Origin of the sequence: Microcoleus sp. B3-A4, from assembly GCF_036705385.1 — a bacterium.
Lineage (GTDB): Bacteria > Cyanobacteriota > Cyanobacteriia > Cyanobacteriales > Microcoleaceae > Microcoleus.
The window spans coordinates 54691-71131 of sequence record NZ_JAUBUI010000016.1 but is presented as its reverse complement, the minus strand read 5'-3'; the positions used below and the strand labels follow the sequence as shown (position 1 = coordinate 71131).

Annotated in this window: 19 protein-coding genes; 13 read left to right on the top strand and 6 right to left on the bottom strand. The window is 45.5% G+C overall.

Features of this window, described 5'->3' with window-relative positions; genetic code table 11:
- Positions 1-229: 229 nt before the first annotated feature.
- Entirely contained in the window at positions 230-454 is a 225-nt protein-coding gene (locus tag QUB33_RS09905) for a hypothetical protein (RefSeq protein WP_333220410.1), read from the bottom strand.
- Positions 455-618: 164 nt separating this feature from the next.
- Here QUB33_RS09905 and QUB33_RS09900 point away from each other — a divergent pair, with 164 nt between their 5' ends.
- Positions 619-858, top strand: coding sequence for a helix-turn-helix domain-containing protein (locus tag QUB33_RS09900; RefSeq protein WP_006631291.1), 240 nt, complete (start codon positions 619-621; stop codon positions 856-858).
- A gap of 145 nt (positions 859-1003) precedes the next feature.
- Here the strand turns inward: QUB33_RS09900 and QUB33_RS09895 are convergent, their stop codons facing one another.
- Both QUB33_RS09895 and QUB33_RS09890 read right to left on the bottom strand, forming a co-directional pair.
- Positions 1004-1588: a PAP/fibrillin family protein gene (locus QUB33_RS09895; protein WP_333349892.1), complete on the bottom strand. Its 585-nt coding sequence runs from the start codon at positions 1586-1588 to the stop codon at positions 1004-1006.
- Between the two features lie 154 nt (positions 1589-1742).
- Positions 1743-3419, bottom strand: coding sequence for a glycosyltransferase family 4 protein (locus QUB33_RS09890; protein WP_333349890.1), 1677 nt, complete (start codon positions 3417-3419; stop codon positions 1743-1745).
- Between the two features lie 412 nt (positions 3420-3831).
- On the opposite strand from QUB33_RS09890, the gene QUB33_RS09885 reads away from it, so the two are divergent.
- From QUB33_RS09885 to QUB33_RS09870, 4 genes are all read left to right on the top strand, one after another.
- Positions 3832-4071, top strand: coding sequence for a DUF3134 domain-containing protein (locus QUB33_RS09885; protein WP_190659900.1), 240 nt, complete (start codon positions 3832-3834; stop codon positions 4069-4071).
- Positions 4072-4201: 130 nt separating this feature from the next.
- The gene (gene mraY, locus QUB33_RS09880; RefSeq protein WP_333349888.1) at positions 4202-5317 is read left to right on the top strand and encodes a phospho-N-acetylmuramoyl-pentapeptide-transferase; all 1116 of its coding nucleotides are present in this window, start codon (positions 4202-4204) and stop codon (positions 5315-5317) included.
- Positions 5318-5594: 277 nt separating this feature from the next.
- The gene (locus QUB33_RS09875) at positions 5595-6275 is read left to right on the top strand and encodes a L,D-transpeptidase (protein WP_333349886.1); all 681 of its coding nucleotides are present in this window, start codon (positions 5595-5597) and stop codon (positions 6273-6275) included.
- 74 nt (positions 6276-6349) lie between these two features.
- Positions 6350-7336 carry a glycosyltransferase gene (locus tag QUB33_RS09870; RefSeq protein ID WP_333349884.1) on the top strand — a complete coding sequence of 329 codons (987 nt, stop codon included), beginning with the start codon at positions 6350-6352 and terminating at the stop codon, positions 7334-7336.
- A gap of 170 nt (positions 7337-7506) precedes the next feature.
- Here QUB33_RS09870 and QUB33_RS09865 read toward each other — a convergent pair whose 3' ends face one another.
- On the bottom strand, positions 7507-7635 hold the full coding sequence (locus QUB33_RS09865) for a hypothetical protein (protein ID WP_333220422.1): 129 nt from the start codon (positions 7633-7635) through the stop codon (positions 7507-7509).
- Positions 7636-7671: 36 nt separating this feature from the next.
- Here QUB33_RS09865 and QUB33_RS09860 point away from each other — a divergent pair, with 36 nt between their 5' ends.
- The 5 genes from QUB33_RS09860 (at position 7672) to QUB33_RS09840 (ending at position 13926) form a co-directional block, all read left to right on the top strand.
- Positions 7672-9531 carry an NAD(P)H-quinone oxidoreductase subunit F gene (locus QUB33_RS09860; RefSeq protein ID WP_333349882.1) on the top strand — a complete coding sequence of 620 codons (1860 nt, stop codon included), beginning with the start codon at positions 7672-7674 and terminating at the stop codon, positions 9529-9531.
- Positions 9532-9635: 104 nt separating this feature from the next.
- Complete coding sequence (locus QUB33_RS09855) at positions 9636-10355, top strand: carbonic anhydrase (RefSeq protein WP_333349880.1); 720 nt, start codon at positions 9636-9638, stop codon at positions 10353-10355.
- A 112-nt stretch (positions 10356-10467) separates the two neighbouring features.
- Entirely contained in the window at positions 10468-12021 is a 1554-nt protein-coding gene (locus tag QUB33_RS09850) for an NADH-quinone oxidoreductase subunit M (protein ID WP_333349878.1), read from the top strand.
- A 173-nt stretch (positions 12022-12194) separates the two neighbouring features.
- Positions 12195-13517, top strand: coding sequence for a CO2 hydration protein (locus tag QUB33_RS09845; RefSeq protein WP_333349876.1), 1323 nt, complete (start codon positions 12195-12197; stop codon positions 13515-13517).
- Between the two features lie 202 nt (positions 13518-13719).
- Complete coding sequence (locus QUB33_RS09840) at positions 13720-13926, top strand: hypothetical protein (protein ID WP_333349874.1); 207 nt, start codon at positions 13720-13722, stop codon at positions 13924-13926.
- Between the two features lie 41 nt (positions 13927-13967).
- On the opposite strand, the gene QUB33_RS09835 is transcribed toward QUB33_RS09840, so the two are convergent.
- Entirely contained in the window at positions 13968-14438 is a 471-nt protein-coding gene (locus tag QUB33_RS09835; RefSeq protein WP_333349871.1) for a hypothetical protein, read from the bottom strand.
- 128 nt (positions 14439-14566) lie between these two features.
- Between QUB33_RS09835 and QUB33_RS09830 the strand changes: the two genes are divergently transcribed.
- The 3 genes from QUB33_RS09830 (at position 14567) to QUB33_RS09820 (ending at position 15402) form a co-directional block, all read left to right on the top strand.
- Entirely contained in the window at positions 14567-14779 is a 213-nt protein-coding gene (locus tag QUB33_RS09830; RefSeq protein WP_006631306.1) for a helix-turn-helix domain-containing protein, read from the top strand.
- Between the two features lie 74 nt (positions 14780-14853).
- On the top strand, positions 14854-15066 hold the full coding sequence (locus QUB33_RS09825) for a helix-turn-helix transcriptional regulator (RefSeq protein ID WP_333349869.1): 213 nt from the start codon (positions 14854-14856) through the stop codon (positions 15064-15066).
- Between the two features lie 141 nt (positions 15067-15207).
- Positions 15208-15402, top strand: coding sequence for a hypothetical protein (locus tag QUB33_RS09820; protein ID WP_333178469.1), 195 nt, complete (start codon positions 15208-15210; stop codon positions 15400-15402).
- Positions 15403-15562: 160 nt separating this feature from the next.
- Here QUB33_RS09820 and QUB33_RS09815 read toward each other — a convergent pair whose 3' ends face one another.
- Positions 15563-16348 (bottom strand): hypothetical protein, encoded by a 786-nt coding sequence (locus QUB33_RS09815; protein WP_333349867.1) that lies wholly within the window; start codon positions 16346-16348, stop codon positions 15563-15565.
- Between the last annotated feature and the right edge of the window lie 93 nt (positions 16349-16441).

Genomic DNA, 16441 nt, shown 5'->3' with positions numbered 1-16441 from the left:
GTTTTGGATTAACGGGCGATCTTAATTTACTCACAAATCATATAGGCTTGCTATATGATTTGTGAGAATTTACCATAACTGTGAAGCTTGGGGAAATCAAATATCTGATAATGAGTAACTAACTTAAATATATATAGCAATCCTGTATGAATTGTGAACAACTTGCATGGGTAATGCCCCGTGTCTACCTTACTCTTAGAGGGGCAACCACGGGGGGTTAATCCTACTTTTAGTCTGGTTGCAAGTCAAAGACTACGACAAGCGTTGCTTGAGGCATCAGTTGACGCAGGCACAGCAAGTGTCCGTCAGCATCCGATCGACTGCGAAATCGCCCCACAATCGCCCGCTGCATACTGGGCATGAGTTTGGCGATCGCCCAAGGGTACAGCCGTTTTTGGTACGCGATCGCCCCAGGATTCGCAGCGAATCCCTGTTGATAACCGTTTTGTGGCATGATGGTTTAGTATCCTCTATGGACTACAGGAAAGGGCGTTAGTAACTCTCTTGGCGGGGATTGACTAACGCCTCTACAACTATGATTAAACACCAAACTCACCTTTAGCGTCAATACTTAGCGCTAAACATTAACGTTTTTTATGTTGAAAGGTTTATTCCGCTATGGATTTGAGAGCCTTGAGAGAACGTGCAGGGCTGACAATCTTAGACGTAGCACGGGAACTAGAATGCGCGGAGTCTTCTATTCGCAACTGGGAAAAAAGCCGAACCTTGCCAAAGATGGAAGTTTGGCAAGTATTCCGAATGCGAGATTTGTATCGATGTAGCGAAGCAGAGTTGGTGCTAGCTGTCAGAAAGTCAATGCCGACGGAAAAGAAAGAACAGACAAAACTGACGGAGTAACAATATTTATGAAGTCTTGAAATGTTTGCAAAAGTGATAGATTTTTGATTTTTAACCGCAGATGAACGCGAATAAACGCGGCTGAAAGAAAGATAAATTGAGAAGGAGTTAAGGGGCGATCGCCCTGCACATCAACAGCACAAAATCACTCTTTTGTCAACACAAAGACACTTCCTTCATTCCCGCGCCCGATTCGCAAATCTTTATCTAAATAAGTAATATCCAACCATCCCTGCTGTTCGCGACTATCGAAGCCGAAATCTACAGCAGCGAACTTTTTACCAGACTCAATCTCATTGATAAACTTGACAGGAGATTCATAGCCAATCAACCTGCTTAAACCGAAAATTGACCGCTCAAACTTCACCTGCACTCGCCGTTCCGAAGTCGCCTCAAATGTCGCAGCCACGCTGACAATTCCTTCTAAGTAAGGCAAACCGTAAAGTTCGGCAATGTTGTAAATTTTAGATTCTTTGACGCGGATAGATTGATAAATTGAACCCAATTTCACCAAGGGAAAACTGTCAAGATTCAGCAGGGCGCGGCTGGTGGTGTACAATAACCGCCAATCTCCATTTAAAAGCTCTGCAGCTTCGACAGGGCGTGTTGTGGGGTTGTAATCTTCCAATTGGGCGATCGCACTTAAAATCGCTTGTTTGTCGCTGGGAGTCGCCAGCAAACCACGATTCTTACCAGCAATTATCTCTAATAGTGCAGATTTTCTAAGCATGATTATTTAAGAAGGAAGAACACGGATTTTGACACGAATACACGGATTAATTATCGAACGTCAGGCAAAAGTCAGACCGCTTTTTTCTTCAGTCTCAAGCGAGAGGGACGAAATTTTGTGTAGTAGCAATTTTAATCGCCGAGTCCGCAGAGTATTAACAACTAATAACTAAGATACCAAATTTCACCAGATAGAGCAGAGTCCGATACAGGGCTGCTAATTCTTGGTCGTTTTTGGTATAACGTCTGAGAACTTCTCCAACGCTGACAGCACCCTTTTGCTCGATCGCATCCAATATCTCTATCTGAATGTTAACAGAGATTCTTCTGTCCTGACCGAAGTTGGTAAACCAAATTGTTTGCAACTCTCTCAGAAGTTCTGGTGTGGCGATCGCACCCAGACTCAGCATCATCTCATTGCTTAAACTTCTAGTCGCATAATTACCTAATACCCGAAACGGATCGTCGCCTAGGGGATAAGGCGGCTTCCCGGGTTGTAAAGGTGCTGACTCCGGTGCCGCAAGGCGAATCTCTGCTAATTCCCGCCACAATTGTTCGTAAGCAGCAATTACTACTTTCCAATCATAAATTTCCCTCGCCCTTTGTCTCGCATTTTCCCCCATCCGCTTTCTCAATTCGGGGTTTTCAATTAATTGGCACAGTGCCAGGGTGCAAGCATCAATGTCAACTGCTGTGGCGAGGGAAGTGTGACCCATGTAAGTCGGCCAATTTAAGCTGCCGTCAAGATAATTTAGGGCTAAATCTAAACAAGATTCCGGGGGCGGGATGAGTGTGGGAATGCGGAAGCCGTCTATTTCGTGGCGTACAGATTCTTTGTATCCGTTCCAATCGGAGACTATGGCCGGCAGTCCGTTCGCCATGGCTTCTATTGGTGTCAGTCCGAAGGATTCTTGAATGTTGTCGGACAGCGAAATGAAAATGTCGGCCGCCGACCAAATATTTATTCTAATTTCGGGCTGTCTCCCATCTAAAAAAATAGCATTCACCGAGGGACAAAATATTTGTGCGCTATTTTTAAAGTCGGGTTCTTCTCTCGGATCTTCGATCCAACCGGCTTGAATTAAGTGGATCTTGGCTTTTGTCTGTTGTGATGCCCGTTCTAGGGCGATGTACATGGGTACTGGATGAGCTTTTGCAGAAAAAGTCAATCGACCGACAAATAACACAACAATATCTTCGGGAGAAATGCCGAGTTCTTGTCGCAGTTGGCGGCGACTATTAACTGCTTCCACACCCTGCGGAAACGCGCTGCAATCGACTCCTAGGGGAATAACGGGGAATTTAACCAAAATTTCCGGTTTACCGCCGTTCCGCTGGGCTAAATATTCAGACCACTCCCTCATAACTCCTTCTACTGCTGTTTTCACGGCTGTAGAGGTGCAGATCAGGGCGTCCCAAGGCTGCATGGGTGCGGTTATCAAATCGCCGATCGCCTCCATGATGTATTTTGTACCGATCGTGTGAGTAACGCCGCAAACGCTGTAGGCCCGCTGATCGACAAATCTGCGCGCCCACACCATCTGCGACAAAACTGGATCTGGTCGGTAAATTGTGCCCGGTTGAGATAGCAAATCCGGTCGTTCCATGGGAATCCAGCGAACTTTCCGAGGTTTTTGCAGCCAAGGTTGGATGTGCGAACAAAACTCCTTAAAGGTTGTTGCGCTATCGGCGCAACAGTAGAGAGAGTCAGCGGTTCCGTGTTGGACTAAGCTTTTGAGAAACCCTTCTCCGGCTGAATGACGCCCCAGAAGTTTTTTCCCTCCGGTGTGGTAACCCTCTTTGTTGTATAAAACCGCTGCCGTTATATCCATTCTGAGATTTATTGCTTGAGAGTTGACTGAAGAAGCCAGAGGGCATTGGGACTCAGGCTTTGATGAAAAACCAGGAGACTGTTGTGAATCAAAGCCTTGCTGTTAGGGAGGCTTGCACAATAGGATCGCCGCGTGTCCCGCGATATCTTAAAGACGATCGTCTCGGATTAAAATGCTTAGGGCTAAAGAAGGATTGGCAAGAGCGGATTTTAGTGTTATCCTGAGGCCCATGCTTGGGGGCGATCGCCTTTTGGGTCTCCCATCTTATCCGATCCGGAACCAAACAGTGCCTGTGGTATAATGCTTTAGCCTTGCTAAATACCCGATTGGCAAGTGCTCGATCGAAGCAGCAGCCCGTCGCCAAAACGTTACCTCCACTCGATCGCGTCTTTGTCTTTAAAAACCAAGAATCATGTACAACCCATCTCTGCGTCAAATACCTCGCCACTTGCCTGCGGATGTAATTCCATTAAAGCAGCAATCTTCTCTTTTAGACTGGTTGGAATCTAACAATCGCCTGTTAGCAAGGGATGTCCAAGAACCCGACTATCTGCACGAAGAAGAAATTTCTGAACTTATGGCAGTTGACGACAGTCCTTACGATGATTTAGAAGATGAAGTAGAAGAGGATGTGAGTGTAGGGGAAGAATAACTGGTAGAAGGGTGAAGGCATCAACCGGAAACAGGGAAGAAAAACTAAGAGATTTCTCAGTCTCCTGTATCGCACCCTATTCCCCAATTTTCAATTGCTTATTCTCAAATAGTGTGTGGTGAGGAGTGTTATGGATAACTTTGTGGATGAGAAAATCCCTTTTACTATGCCTTTCAAACTTACAGGCAGGAATTTATTCCTGCTGCTGGGTTTGGGGCTCGGCATTGTAGCGATCGGTTTAGATGTAGCAGCGGGTAGACTTTTAAATACGCCTGCATCGCTATTTATGCCACTAGCTGTTTGTGCTGTAGTTGCATCGGGTGTGGGCTCTGTAGTTGTGCCTTTACTCCAGCAATTAAAAGCAGGACAAATAATTCGTGAAGACGGCCCCCAAGCTCATTTAAAAAAGGCGGGAACGCCGACAATGGGAGGCATCTTTTTTGTGCCTGCAGGAGTCGCAGTAGCTTTGCTTTGGTCTAGATTTAACTTAGATGTTGTTGCCGTATCGGCTTTAACTTTAGCTTACGGTTTCATCGGCTGGATAGACGACTGGCAAATTCTGCGCCTCAAGTCGAATAAAGGTATTTCACCTCGGATGAAATTGGCTTTGCAAATAGGTTTTGCAGCTCTATTTTGTATGTGGCTGATGTTCCGCGAACCAGGTATTTCTACGAGCATTGCTTTGCCTTTCGGTTGGGTATTGCCTTTAGGTTTTCTGTTTTGGCCGCTGGCGGGTTTTGTGCTGGTAGCTGAAAGCAACGCTACTAATATTACTGACGGCGTTGACGGGTTGATGGGCGGTTTGGGCGCGATCGCACTTTTGGGATTGGGCGCATCTGTAGCCTCAACTTCGCCAGAATTAATGATATTTTGCGCTTGCATCAGCGGCAGTTGTCTCGGTTTTTTAGCACACAACCGCAATCCAGCCAAGGTGTTTATGGGCGATACAGGTGCTTTAGCTTTGGGCGGTGCGTTGGGTGCGGTAGCTTTATTAACAAATAGCCTTTGGATATTATTAATTATCAGCGGGATTTTCTTTATTGAAACGCTGTCAGTAATTGCTCAAGTAGGTTATTACAAAGCTACAAAAGGGCCTGATGGAATCGGCAAGCGTCTGTTAAGAATGGCTCCACTCCACCATCATCTAGAACTGTGCGGCTGGTTGGAAACTCAGGTTGTGGGAATCTTTTATCTAACTAACGGCGTGTTAGTGTTAATGATTTTGATGTTGACGGGGAACAGTTGAGAACGGATTGGGTGACGGATTGCACAGGGGATGTAAGAGATATTTTCTACTATTTGAAAGAGAAACAGGCAAGATGCCTGTTCCACAAGAACTGAATGGAGTTGTGGAACAGGCATCTTGCCTGTTTAAAGCTAAAGCAACACGTTTTTGGGCTGAGCCACATTTCTTAGTCTTTTAGAGAGGGACTGCGTTTTTGTAGTAAGTAGCAGTTTCAACCCCTTAAAAATCTATAATATCCCTAGTTAATGCAATGGAAACCAATAAAATCAGGGGCAATATGGCAAGAATAGTTTCATCTACAAGCCTTCTCTTGCTGGCTGCTAGCTCAGTTTTTTACTGGAACCTCGTTAGGGTCGGTTATGCTGTTCCAATTCCCTACATTTTAGACGTTTTATGCTTAAATAACTGTCCGGCTGATGATTTAAATATTTTGCATACCCAATTCCCGCCCGATAATTTATTAAACTACGACAAGCCGCTAATACAAATTTTAGGCGAACCAGATAAGTTAGATAAAAACAGAATTTCCATCTTAGTTGAAAAATCAAAATACAGGCTGACTGTATACGATAGCAAAAAGCCAGTAAAATCTTATCCTGTAGTATTTGGTGGCAATCCCACAGGTGATAAATTAAAAGCAGGGGATTTGCGGACGCCGGAAGGTGTTTTTAGTATTAAAGATATGTACCCTCACGAAAGTTGGTCAAAGTTTTTGTGGCTGGATTATCCAACCAAACAATCTTGGCGAAAACATATTAAAGCCAAGCAAAACGGTACAATTGGGTGGGGCGACAGTGTAGGCAGCGAAATCGGGATTCACGGCGTGCCTGCTAATTCGGATAATATTATAAAATATCGATCAAACTGGACTTTGGGCTGCGTTTCGCTGGAAAATAAGGATGTTGAGGAGTTGTATCAGTTTGTGGAGAAAGGCACAGAAGTAGAAATTATTCGATAAGTTAAGTGGCCATAAAACTTGTTAGTAAGAATGACTTTACTCCTAATTGACTCAAAAAGCTGCATAGAGGGCTAATGAACAGTGACGGCTTTTTACCTCAAGTTTCGGTGGTTGTGCCTGTTTACAACGGCGAGATGGATTTGCCGCAGTTGATCGAGTGCCTGCGATCGCAAACTTATGCGCCACACAGAGTAGAATATCTCTTAGTAGACAACAAAAGTCGCGATCGCACTTCAACCATCCTCCAAACAGCAGCCTCTAACCCCCCCTCAGTCCCCCCTTTGGTAAGGGGAGGAAGCAATTTCAATCAAATAACCATTCGCCACCTCACCGAAAATCAGATTCAAAGTTCCTACGCCGCCCGCAATCAAGGAATTCGCGCATCCACAGGCGAAATCATTGCATTTACCGATGCAGACTGTCGCCCGGAATCTGACTGGCTGGAAAATTTAGTTAAGCCATTTGTGGACTTAGAAATAGGAATTAGCGCTGGGGAAATACTCGCATTGCCCGGTAAAACTATTTTAGAACAGCACGCCGATCGCCAAAATACTTTATCTCAAAAACATACTCTCGCTCACCCTTTTTGTCCCTACGGTCAAACCGCCAACTTAGCTGTAAGGAGGCTAGTTTTACAACAAATAGGATTATTTCGCCCTTACCTCACCAGTGGCGGCGATGCTGACTTGTGTTGGCGGATTTTGCGGGAAACATCCTATAAAATGTATTTTGCGGAAAATGCGATCGTCCGACACCGCCACCGTTCAACCATAAAACAGTCGCAAAGTCAATGGTATCGGTACGGCGAATCTAATAAATACTTGCACGAACTCCACGGTGTCGAGTTGATGCGAGAATTCACAACAGGGGAATATTTTTACCGGCTGGCTAGGTGGCTGTTCAAGGAATTTCCGGTTGCTGCTGTCAAAAGTGCGATCGGCTCTTCGGAGCTGGTAGACTTGTTCAATACGCCGATCGGTCTAGTGAATGTTAGGGCAAGGTCGATGGGACAGCGCCAAGCCAAACTTCCCGAATCAGCTTGGCAGATTGAGCGGTTTTAATCGGTTTTAATATTTTAGAGCAATAAATTATTGTTTGATCGCACTTGCGATCGACAAATATTCGTTTGTACACAACCCGCCCCTATATATACCTATAAGTAGAGTTTATCGGTACAGATAAATATGCTGAATCCGAAATATGAAAATTTACCGCAATACTTAATATAAAATTAATAAGTCGATTCTGAAGCGCTCGGTTTGACGACGGGAACCAACTCAGAGGCAAACCCCCAAATTTTCTTTACTTCTGCCTTCTGGCTTTTCAGTGCTGTCGTCAGCGCAATCGGAATTATTCTCATAATTTTAAATTTTTGTAACCTTTACAGGTAATGCCAATGGCTCAAATCTTACTCCAGACCGTTTGGTTTATACCTTGCTATCCACTCATCGGCGGAGTTCTGTCGATGCTGTGGTTTCCAGCAGTTACCCGCCGCACGGGGCCAAGACCATCCGGTTACGTGAACGCCATATTAACCTTGTTCGCTTTCTTACACGGTGTCATAGCCCTGACAGCTATATGGAACCAACCGGCCCAACACCAGTTGATTCCCTGGCTGAATGTAGCAGGTTTAGACTTAACCATTCCCGTCGAAATCTCTGCTGTCACCGTCGGCGCGACAGTTTTGATTACCGGACTGAACTTGCTGGCGCAGATTTATGCTTTCGGTTACATGGAAATGGACTGGGGCTGGGCTAGGTTCTTTTCCCTGATGGGGCTGTTTGAAGCGGGGATGTGCGGCTTGGTACTGTGCAATTCCCTGTTCTTCAGCTACATGATTTTGGAAGTTCTGACTTTGGGTACTTACCTGCTAGTCGGGCTGTGGTTCAATCAGTCTTTGGTGGTGACAGGAGCCCGCGACGCTTTCTTAACCAAGCGGGTGGGAGATTTATTCCTGCTGATGGGAGTAGTTGCCATTCTGCCGCTGGCTGGAACTTGGAATTTTGACGAGTTGGCGGTTTGGGCCCAGACTGCAAAGCTTGACCCCACTGTAGCGACACTGCTGACTTTAGCTTTGATAGCCGGCCCGATGGGTAAATGTGCTCAGTTTCCCTTGCACCTGTGGCTGGATGAGGCGATGGAAGGCCCGCTGCCGGCGACGATTTTGCGGAACACCGTAGTTGTGGAAACTGGTGCTTGGATTTTGATTAAGTTGCAGCCGGTGATTGCTTTGTCGCCGACGGGGATGACGACAACTATTATTGTAGGCGCTGCGACGGCGGTGGGTGCTTCATTAATTGCGATCGCCCAAATTGACATTAAGCGCACGCTTTCCTATATAGTCAGCTCTTACATGGGCTTAGTATTTATCGCCGTCGGTACCGGACAAGCCCAGACAGCCCTGACATTGATATTTGCCTACACCTTCGCAATGGGTTTGCTGGTGATGAGCATCGGTTCGGTAGTTTGGAACAGCATCACTCAGGATGTCCGAGCTCTCGGCGGTTTGTGGGGAAAGCGGCCGATATCGGCCATATCGTTTATTGTCGGTAGCGCTGGATTGGTGGGACTGCCGCCCTTCGGCTGTTTCTGGGCTTTAGAAGACTTCACATCCGGGCTTTGGAAAACTCACCCTTTCTTGTTAGGAATAGTGCTGTTTGTAAACGGCGTCACTGCTTTTGGCTTAGTGCGCGTCTTCGGTTTAGTTTTTGGCGGCAAACCAAAGCAAATGACCGAACGTTCGCCAGAAGTTCACTGGCCTTTCATCTTGCCGATGACTGTTTTAATGGGCTTTACTTTGCACGTTCCGCACGTGCTGGCGACGTGGCAGTTATTGCCTGGGGCGAGTTTTAATTATACCGCCACTGCACTGCTAGTCTTGTCAACAGCGATCGGGATCGGTGCAGGAGCATTTGTTTACCTGAACGAGAAATGGGAAAAACCGGTGCGAATCGGTTCTCAAGCCCTGCAAGACTTTTTTGCTTACGACTTTTACACTGCCAAACTTTACCGCGTGACAGTGATATTTGCAGTTGGTTTGGTTTCGCAAATCATTTCCTGGGTCGATCGCAATATTGTTGACGGATTCGTGAACTTAATCGGTTTTGCAACGGTTTTCGGCGGGCAGAGCCTCAAATACAACGTTACGGGTCAAACTCAGTTTTACGCCCTGACAATTCTGTTGGGAGTAGCACTTTTGGGACTGCTGGTAAGCTGGCCTTTGCTAGCTCGATTGTCGCTGATTGTGGGCGGGTAAAGAAATATAAGGTTGAAGATTTTAGGTGACAGTTTTAATCTAAAATCTTAAAAACATGAAGTCTTGAACAAAGATTTCAAACTACATACAACAAGGCAACATCAATGAACTCAAATAACAGCAAATTCAATCTTTCCCGGCGCAATTCACTCAAATTTGTCGCAGGAGCCATTGGCACAGGGATACTCGCAGCACGAGCAGGCGCTGATTTGGCTGCACCCGAACCAGCAATTGCTCAAGGTGACTTGAGTCCCGATGCAGCTCTCCAAAAGTTAATCGACGGAAACAAACGGTTTGTTGACAGCAAACGCCAAAGTCCCAACCAAGACTTACCTCGCCTTCTCGAAGTTGCCGTAGCTCAAAAACCCTTTGCTGCTATTCTCGGCTGTGCAGATTCCCGCTTTCCTTCGGAAATTATCTTCGATCAAGGATTGGGAGATTTATTTGTCTGTCGCGTGGCCGGAAATGTTGCTACTCCCGAAGAAATTGGCAGCCTGGAATTTGGCACGCTGGTATTGGGAGCAAAAGTGCTTGTGGTAATCGGGCATAAACGTTGCGGTGCGGTAGACGCAACCATTAAAGGAGCTCAAGTTCCCGGTCAGATTGGCAGTTTGCTCGACGCCATTAAGCCTGCTGTAGAAAGCTCGAAAAACCAAACGGGCGACAAGCTAGAAAATGCTTCAAAAGCCAATGTTCTGCTCCAAGCTAACAAGTTGAAAGCCTCTCCAGTTATCTCTAAGTTAATTGCGGAGAATAAACTGAAAGTTGTGGGTGGGTATTACGATTTAGACACGGGCAGAGTCACTATTCTTTCTGAGTCGTGATGAAATTTGGAATTGATAATTGGGAAAAAGTTTAACATCTAAACTCTCAAATTATCAAAGACAAGAGGCTGCAAAATAGATTGTTCACTCTTCACTCTTCACTTCACACATTATGCTTAGTGCCTTGCTCTGGTTGCCCGCGTTGGGCGCTGCGGTAGTCGGGTTCCTGCCCGGAAATATCAATGGAATGCGTCTGCGTTCAATAGCCTCGGCTTTTGCGGCAGCTATTTTCATTTTGAATATCTGGCTGTTGACTCAATTCGATCCAGCCAATTCGGGACTGCAATTTCAAGAATATTTGCCTTGGATTCCACAATTAGGTTTGAGCTACAACTTGGGCATTGACGGCTTGTCCTTGCCGCTGCTGGTTTTAAGTGCTTTGCTGACGCTATTAGTCATTTACGGCACTGGCGAAAAGATGGAGCGCCCCCAGCTTTACTACGCTTTGATTTTGCTAATCAATGCTGGTATTGCCGGAGCTTTGATGTCTCAAAATTTGCTGCTGTTTGTACTGTTTTACGAAGTAGAATTAATTCCTTTTTACCTGTTGATTGCGATTTGGGGCGGAAAGCAGCGAGAATACGCTGCCATGAAGTTTTTGATCTACACGGCTGTTTCGGGACTTTTAGTGCTAGCAGCATTTTTGGGTGTTGCTTGGCTGAGTGGGTCTTTAAATTTCGATTACACTGCGATTACCACTCAAGAATTGCCGAGAAATTTGCAGTTAATCCTGCTAACAATTTTGCTAATTGGGTTGGGAATTAAAATTCCCTTGGTGCCGCTGCACACTTGGCTGCCGGATGCTTACGTCGAAGCTTCGCCAGCAACAGCCATTTTGCTGGGAGGGATTCTGGCGAAGTTGGGAACTTACGGTTTAGTGCGGTTCGGCTTGCAGTTGTTTCCCGAAACTTGGTCGATTATAGCTCCCGCTTTAGCGATTATCGGGACGGTGAGCGTGATGTACGGTGCTTTGAGCGCGATCGCCCAAAAAGACATCAAGCGCATGGTAGCCTATAGTTCGATCGGACATATGGGCTACATCCTCGTTGCCTGCGCGGCGGGTACGAAGCTGGCATTAATCGGTGCTGTCGGGCAAATGGTAAGCCACGGCTTGATTTTAGCTTTGCTGTTTTATTTGGTAGGTATCATCGAAACCAAAGTTGGCACGCGGGATTTGGATGTACTCAACGGTTTGATGAACCCGATGCGGGGTTTACCCACTGCCAGTTCCCTGTTAGTTTTGGGCGGCATGGCAAGCGCCGGAATTCCGGGTTTGGTGGGTTTTGTTGCTGAATTTTTAGTGTTTCAAGGCAGTTTCTCCATCTTTCCAATTCCAACTTTACTGTGCATTTTAGCTTCGGGTTTAACAGCAGTTTACTTTGTGATTCTGCTCAACCGCACCTGTTTTGGGAAGTTGGACAATGCCACGGCTTACTACCCTCCCGTTACGTTTGGTGAAAATATGCCGGCGCTGGTTTTGGCGGGCATCATTTTTGTGTTGGGGATTCAACCGGCTTGGCTGCTCAAGTGGAGTGAATCAACTACAAATGCGATATTTGCTACTCTGCCGGCGGTCAGAAATAGCCAAATAGCTATTAGCTATCCCCTAGAACACTCGGCTATGCAAATCGCGTCTACACAAACGAAGTCCGCCTCTGCAGACTAACAATCTACTCGTTACCAGGCAGAGCCTGGTAACGCAGATCCGGAGGCTCTGCCTTCAATTTTACGGCTCGCGGACCTGGATATCGGTTCCCAGGATATTCCTGGAAGTTAAAGAATCGCAGGTTTTGGCAATAATTCAAAATATTTAGATTCACTCAATCAAAGGAAGAAACAATGGTACAAACCCCTAATAAACCAGCAACTAAACTACCTCCTTCCAAACACCAATTTGCCGAAGTAATTCACAGGCTGGAAGCTGGCGGCGCGATGATTCCAGATACGCCGGAAAATCTGATGCAAATCATCGCTATCTGGAAAGCTTACGCAGTGCCGATGGATTTCTACTGGCGGGATTTGCTTTATATCGCCGAACGGGTATTTTTACACCCGCTTCCTTTCTTTAAATACTTCTTGCCCCAGGAGTATTTAGACTTGCAAAATCACTATGCAGGCGACGGTGCAGATTTGCGGATTTGGCGCGGGACTGGAAGTGTTCACCCGGAACTTTTGGAGTTCATGGAAAAGGGAGAAACTGGGAAAAAGCCGCGGCTGTTTCACCATTTGTGGCACGATCGCATTAACATGGAATTTGCCGAAGAGTGCATGAGGTCAATGCTTTGGCACCGGGGCTTGTACGTGCCTACCAATCAATTCGATCCTTATTTGGACAGTGACGAATATAAGGCTAATGCCGATCGGGCAATTAAAGCTTACTTCAAAAAAAACCCGTTCATGCTGGGACTTCACAAAGCATTTCCAGAAATGTTTTTAGAACAGTGCCGCCAAATGTCTTATTACAGCAATCTCGGTTTATTCTGGGAAGTCATGGCGCCGGTGTTTTTTGAGGTTTCCGACTTGTACGACGAAGGGAAAATTACGACAGTCCCGCAGGCGATGGATTTCCTAGTAAATGGCATATTTGCGATCGCCGGACGCCCGATTTACCACCACGTTCAAATCGACGGTGAAACCTACGAAATCATCCCGAAATCTAAAGGTTTTACTTGGCTTTACGAAGCAGCCTTACCTTACGTGGAAGCTGTATTTTATCGCACTTCGCCCTTCCGAGGCACCAAATCTTACAACGCTCAAGCTAAGGAAGTTCCTGACGATCAAAAAGACTTCCACTACGGAGTTTTGTATGCAGACAAATTCCCGGTAGGTACGGCGGGGATTCCGCCGACTTTGCTAGCACAAGATATGCTGCATTTCCTGCCGCCGTATTTGAAGGATTTCTACAAACAGCGCTGTCGCGGCGAAGATGATATCCTCAATCAAATTGGGGTGACATTTCAGCGATCGATGTACTGCGTTACTTCGGCGGTGTTCCAAGCTTTGCGGACTGCTCTTTTGTATCCTTTAGATGACCCGAATCCAAAGCATTTGAAGGCAAATCGGGCTTTCTTTGAGGCTCAGCTCGATCGCTTCTGTCGCCCGGAATACGGCATGAAATATGCTGCGAAGCTCAAGAATATTCAAGCTTCGGATTACAGGTAAAGGATGTTTTTCGGACGCCAAGATGCCCACCCCACAAGCAACCTGATGTTTTGTGGAACAGGCATCTTGCCTGTTCTGGAGAATGGTTCAAAATATCGGTTAAAAGCGACGGGAAAAAATGAGGTTTTTTTAAAGGGATTTCAAAGTTGGTATAATACCAGTCCACCTACCAACAGATAACAAATAACAAATAACAATAACTATGGACAGCAAAGATCTAGCCAAATATATCGAAGCAAAGGACGGGATTTCCAAACCTTGGCTGTTGGTGCAATTGCGGCTGAAAAAATTGCAAGAAAGGCGAGCGGAGATTTCTGCTGAAGAGTATATGACAGAACTTACTGACCTTCACAAAGATTTAATGAATCTGGGGGAATGGTGGCTGGGTATCGAGGATGAAGTGTTTTAAAATTTAATTGAAATTTCAAGTAGGATTAAGTCGATCGCACTTTAAAATTTCTCCATCAAATCTTTTTCTTGAGCATAAACATCTCGTAGCTGTTGCAGCGCCGCCCCAGAAATGACCGATTTAACTGTAGCTACCAACAGGCCCCACTCCAGCAAGCTGTCAACTGAAACAGCTTTTTTGAACTTGTGGGTGTAGAATTTCGTCCAAAATGCTGGTGCTTGCTTGCTTTTCCAGCGTTTGTACCATCTGCCAAAATCTTGAGCTGCGATCGGCTTTACTTCTAAAATAGGGGGAAAATCGGCGTAGCTGACAAAACGGCTGATGCCTTTGGCGTGGACGTAAACCATGTAGCGACAGCATTCTATGCGGTAAATCTCGTCTTCTGAGACATTGAACAGGAGTGCGACTGTTTCTTCGGTAACAAATCTCGCCAGCGGGTGAAGGATTGGCGATTTATGAATTATTTTGGAGCAGGCGAAATTGCTTGATTTTAGCTCGGATGATGCTATCATAGTAAGTCAGACAGCTAGTAACTGTCTATTTAAGTTTTGAAAACGATCGCCCTTTAGTTCTCTAAGCCGGGGGGCGATCGCTTTTTAGATAAATTTATTGTAAGGTGTTATAGCACCCATTGTCAAGCATGGGTTTAGTAAGAATTAAAGTCAGAGAACTAGCAGCAGAGAAAGGCTGGACATTCAAGGAAGTTTCAGAACGTTCTGGGGTGGTATACAACACGGTTAAGCATTATGCTCGCTGTCCAGGGCTGACAACGGTTGACTTTACTTTGCTGCTGAAATTAGCTCGGACTTTTGATGTGATGATTGAGGATTTGGTTGAGGTTTTGGAGGAGTAGCCGCTCAACCACGATTTTGAGTGATTTTCTGATATCATGGTGGGTCAACCTTAGAATTCCATCAACTGTCAAGCATGGGTTTAGTCAGGCTAAAAATTCGGGAACTAGCGGCGGAGAAGGGGTGGACGCTTAAGGAAGTATCAGATCGTTCCGGGGTAATTTATAGCACTGTCAGAAGCTATGCTCGTCGTCCTGAAATGGCAATGGTTGACTTTACTTGCCTGCGGAAGTTAGCTCGCACTTTTGATGTGATGATTGAGGATTTGGTTGAGGTTTTGAAGGAATAGGTCGATCGGCCTTTCCACGTTTCCACTATAAACTTTTTGCTTCGTCTTGTCAAGACGCGCTTAAGCATTTTGCATCGCAGATAAAAGCTCAGCTTAAAGGTGCTAAGATTTAGTCAAAGTTGTTAATCTCCCGTTACCTTTGTGACTAGAGCCAGTACCGCCATCGGGGTGAGCCCCATCATCAAGGAAATTGTGCAGAAAAAGGCGCTAGCAACCCGACTAACGCTGAAGGAAATCATTTATGTAGGGATGCTGGCGATTGACGAGTTGGACGAAAAGCGCTTGCAAGAGTTGGCAGATAAAGTACATCAGATGCAGGTGAAGGGCGAGATTTGAGGGGAAAAGGGCGATCGCCATTTGGGTGAAGTGAAAAGGGCGAGCGCTCCTACAGCCACTATAGTTGTAAGAACCATGCCATAACCTTTCGCTTCACCCATCACGGATACCTTATTGGTTCCAACAGACAACCTTAATGCGGTCGGGTGCAAGCGGGTTGTTAGGTTCCCTGTACCTCTCGGTTATTACGAACCGAGTAACTCCAACCCCTATTGACATATCCTTTACTTTCCTTACTTTTTCTACTTTCAGTTGTCTCCTCTGAAAAATCGATGATCAATTCATCTTCGTTTTGGTGAGATCGCGCCTCATAATACTCAGCAGCAAAACGATTTAGCAGATTATCATATGTTATAAATTTCTTTTGTCGGTCAACAGCAGTCGCCAGTATTAAGATGTCATTGATAGTATTACGAATATTGCTTTTGCAGTTATGTTTAGCAGCAAACTCTGAAAACAGAGTTAACCCATTTTCTATTGTCGCTCTAGTTATAGAGTAACAACGATAATTATTATCCAAAATATATTTCAACCGTTTTTTCAGGTACTTCTGCTTTTGTTTAGATAAATGAGAAACACTCAGTTCATATACGCCATAGTTTTTTTTGTTAATAACCTCAGCAATTGCTTCGTTTCCAAACTCACGATATGCAGAGAACTGACTGCCAAAGTCGATAATCACTTGGTCTGTCCGACAAGCACCTCCCTTGGCCCATTTAGGATTTCCAAAATGCTCGGGAATACCAAAATCAGGCTCTTCTGAATTTAGTACCGAGTATCTAGCTGGATGAAGAATGTAGTAGTCAGGTTGCTTTGAGTCTCTGGGCTGAGCCAGTAAAAATTCATTAGCTGTAATTGATGAAATAGCTCGGCTTCCGTCGTGGACATCGTTCTCAATCTCCTTGAAACGATATGAAAGCACTTGTGTGTCAATAATTGTATTCACAACCCAGTCCTCTCGATAAACCACTTATCCCCGAAACTTGGGAACCTAATACCATTTTTTTAAAGATGTGATAGACTTGTGTAAAAAGTAAAG

Coding starts and splice junctions, on each gene's coding strand:
- QUB33_RS09905 (WP_333220410.1), bottom strand. CDS start 454: ATGCCACAAAACGGTTATCAACAGGGATTCGCTGCGAATCCTGGGGCG.
- QUB33_RS09900 (WP_006631291.1), top strand. CDS start 619: ATGGATTTGAGAGCCTTGAGAGAACGTGCAGGGCTGACAATCTTAGAC.
- QUB33_RS09895 (WP_333349892.1), bottom strand. CDS start 1,588: ATGCTTAGAAAATCTGCACTATTAGAGATAATTGCTGGTAAGAATCGT.
- QUB33_RS09890 (WP_333349890.1), bottom strand. CDS start 3,419: ATGGATATAACGGCAGCGGTTTTATACAACAAAGAGGGTTACCACACC.
- QUB33_RS09885 (WP_190659900.1), top strand. CDS start 3,832: ATGTACAACCCATCTCTGCGTCAAATACCTCGCCACTTGCCTGCGGAT.
- mraY (WP_333349888.1), top strand. CDS start 4,202: ATGGATAACTTTGTGGATGAGAAAATCCCTTTTACTATGCCTTTCAAA.
- QUB33_RS09875 (WP_333349886.1), top strand. CDS start 5,595: ATGGCAAGAATAGTTTCATCTACAAGCCTTCTCTTGCTGGCTGCTAGC.
- QUB33_RS09870 (WP_333349884.1), top strand. CDS start 6,350: ATGAACAGTGACGGCTTTTTACCTCAAGTTTCGGTGGTTGTGCCTGTT.
- QUB33_RS09865 (WP_333220422.1), bottom strand. CDS start 7,635: ATGAGAATAATTCCGATTGCGCTGACGACAGCACTGAAAAGCCAGAAG.
- QUB33_RS09860 (WP_333349882.1), top strand. CDS start 7,672: ATGGCTCAAATCTTACTCCAGACCGTTTGGTTTATACCTTGCTATCCA.
- QUB33_RS09855 (WP_333349880.1), top strand. CDS start 9,636: ATGAACTCAAATAACAGCAAATTCAATCTTTCCCGGCGCAATTCACTC.
- QUB33_RS09850 (WP_333349878.1), top strand. CDS start 10,468: ATGCTTAGTGCCTTGCTCTGGTTGCCCGCGTTGGGCGCTGCGGTAGTC.
- QUB33_RS09845 (WP_333349876.1), top strand. CDS start 12,195: ATGGTACAAACCCCTAATAAACCAGCAACTAAACTACCTCCTTCCAAA.
- QUB33_RS09840 (WP_333349874.1), top strand. CDS start 13,720: ATGGACAGCAAAGATCTAGCCAAATATATCGAAGCAAAGGACGGGATT.
- QUB33_RS09835 (WP_333349871.1), bottom strand. CDS start 14,438: ATGATAGCATCATCCGAGCTAAAATCAAGCAATTTCGCCTGCTCCAAA.
- QUB33_RS09830 (WP_006631306.1), top strand. CDS start 14,567: ATGGGTTTAGTAAGAATTAAAGTCAGAGAACTAGCAGCAGAGAAAGGC.
- QUB33_RS09825 (WP_333349869.1), top strand. CDS start 14,854: ATGGGTTTAGTCAGGCTAAAAATTCGGGAACTAGCGGCGGAGAAGGGG.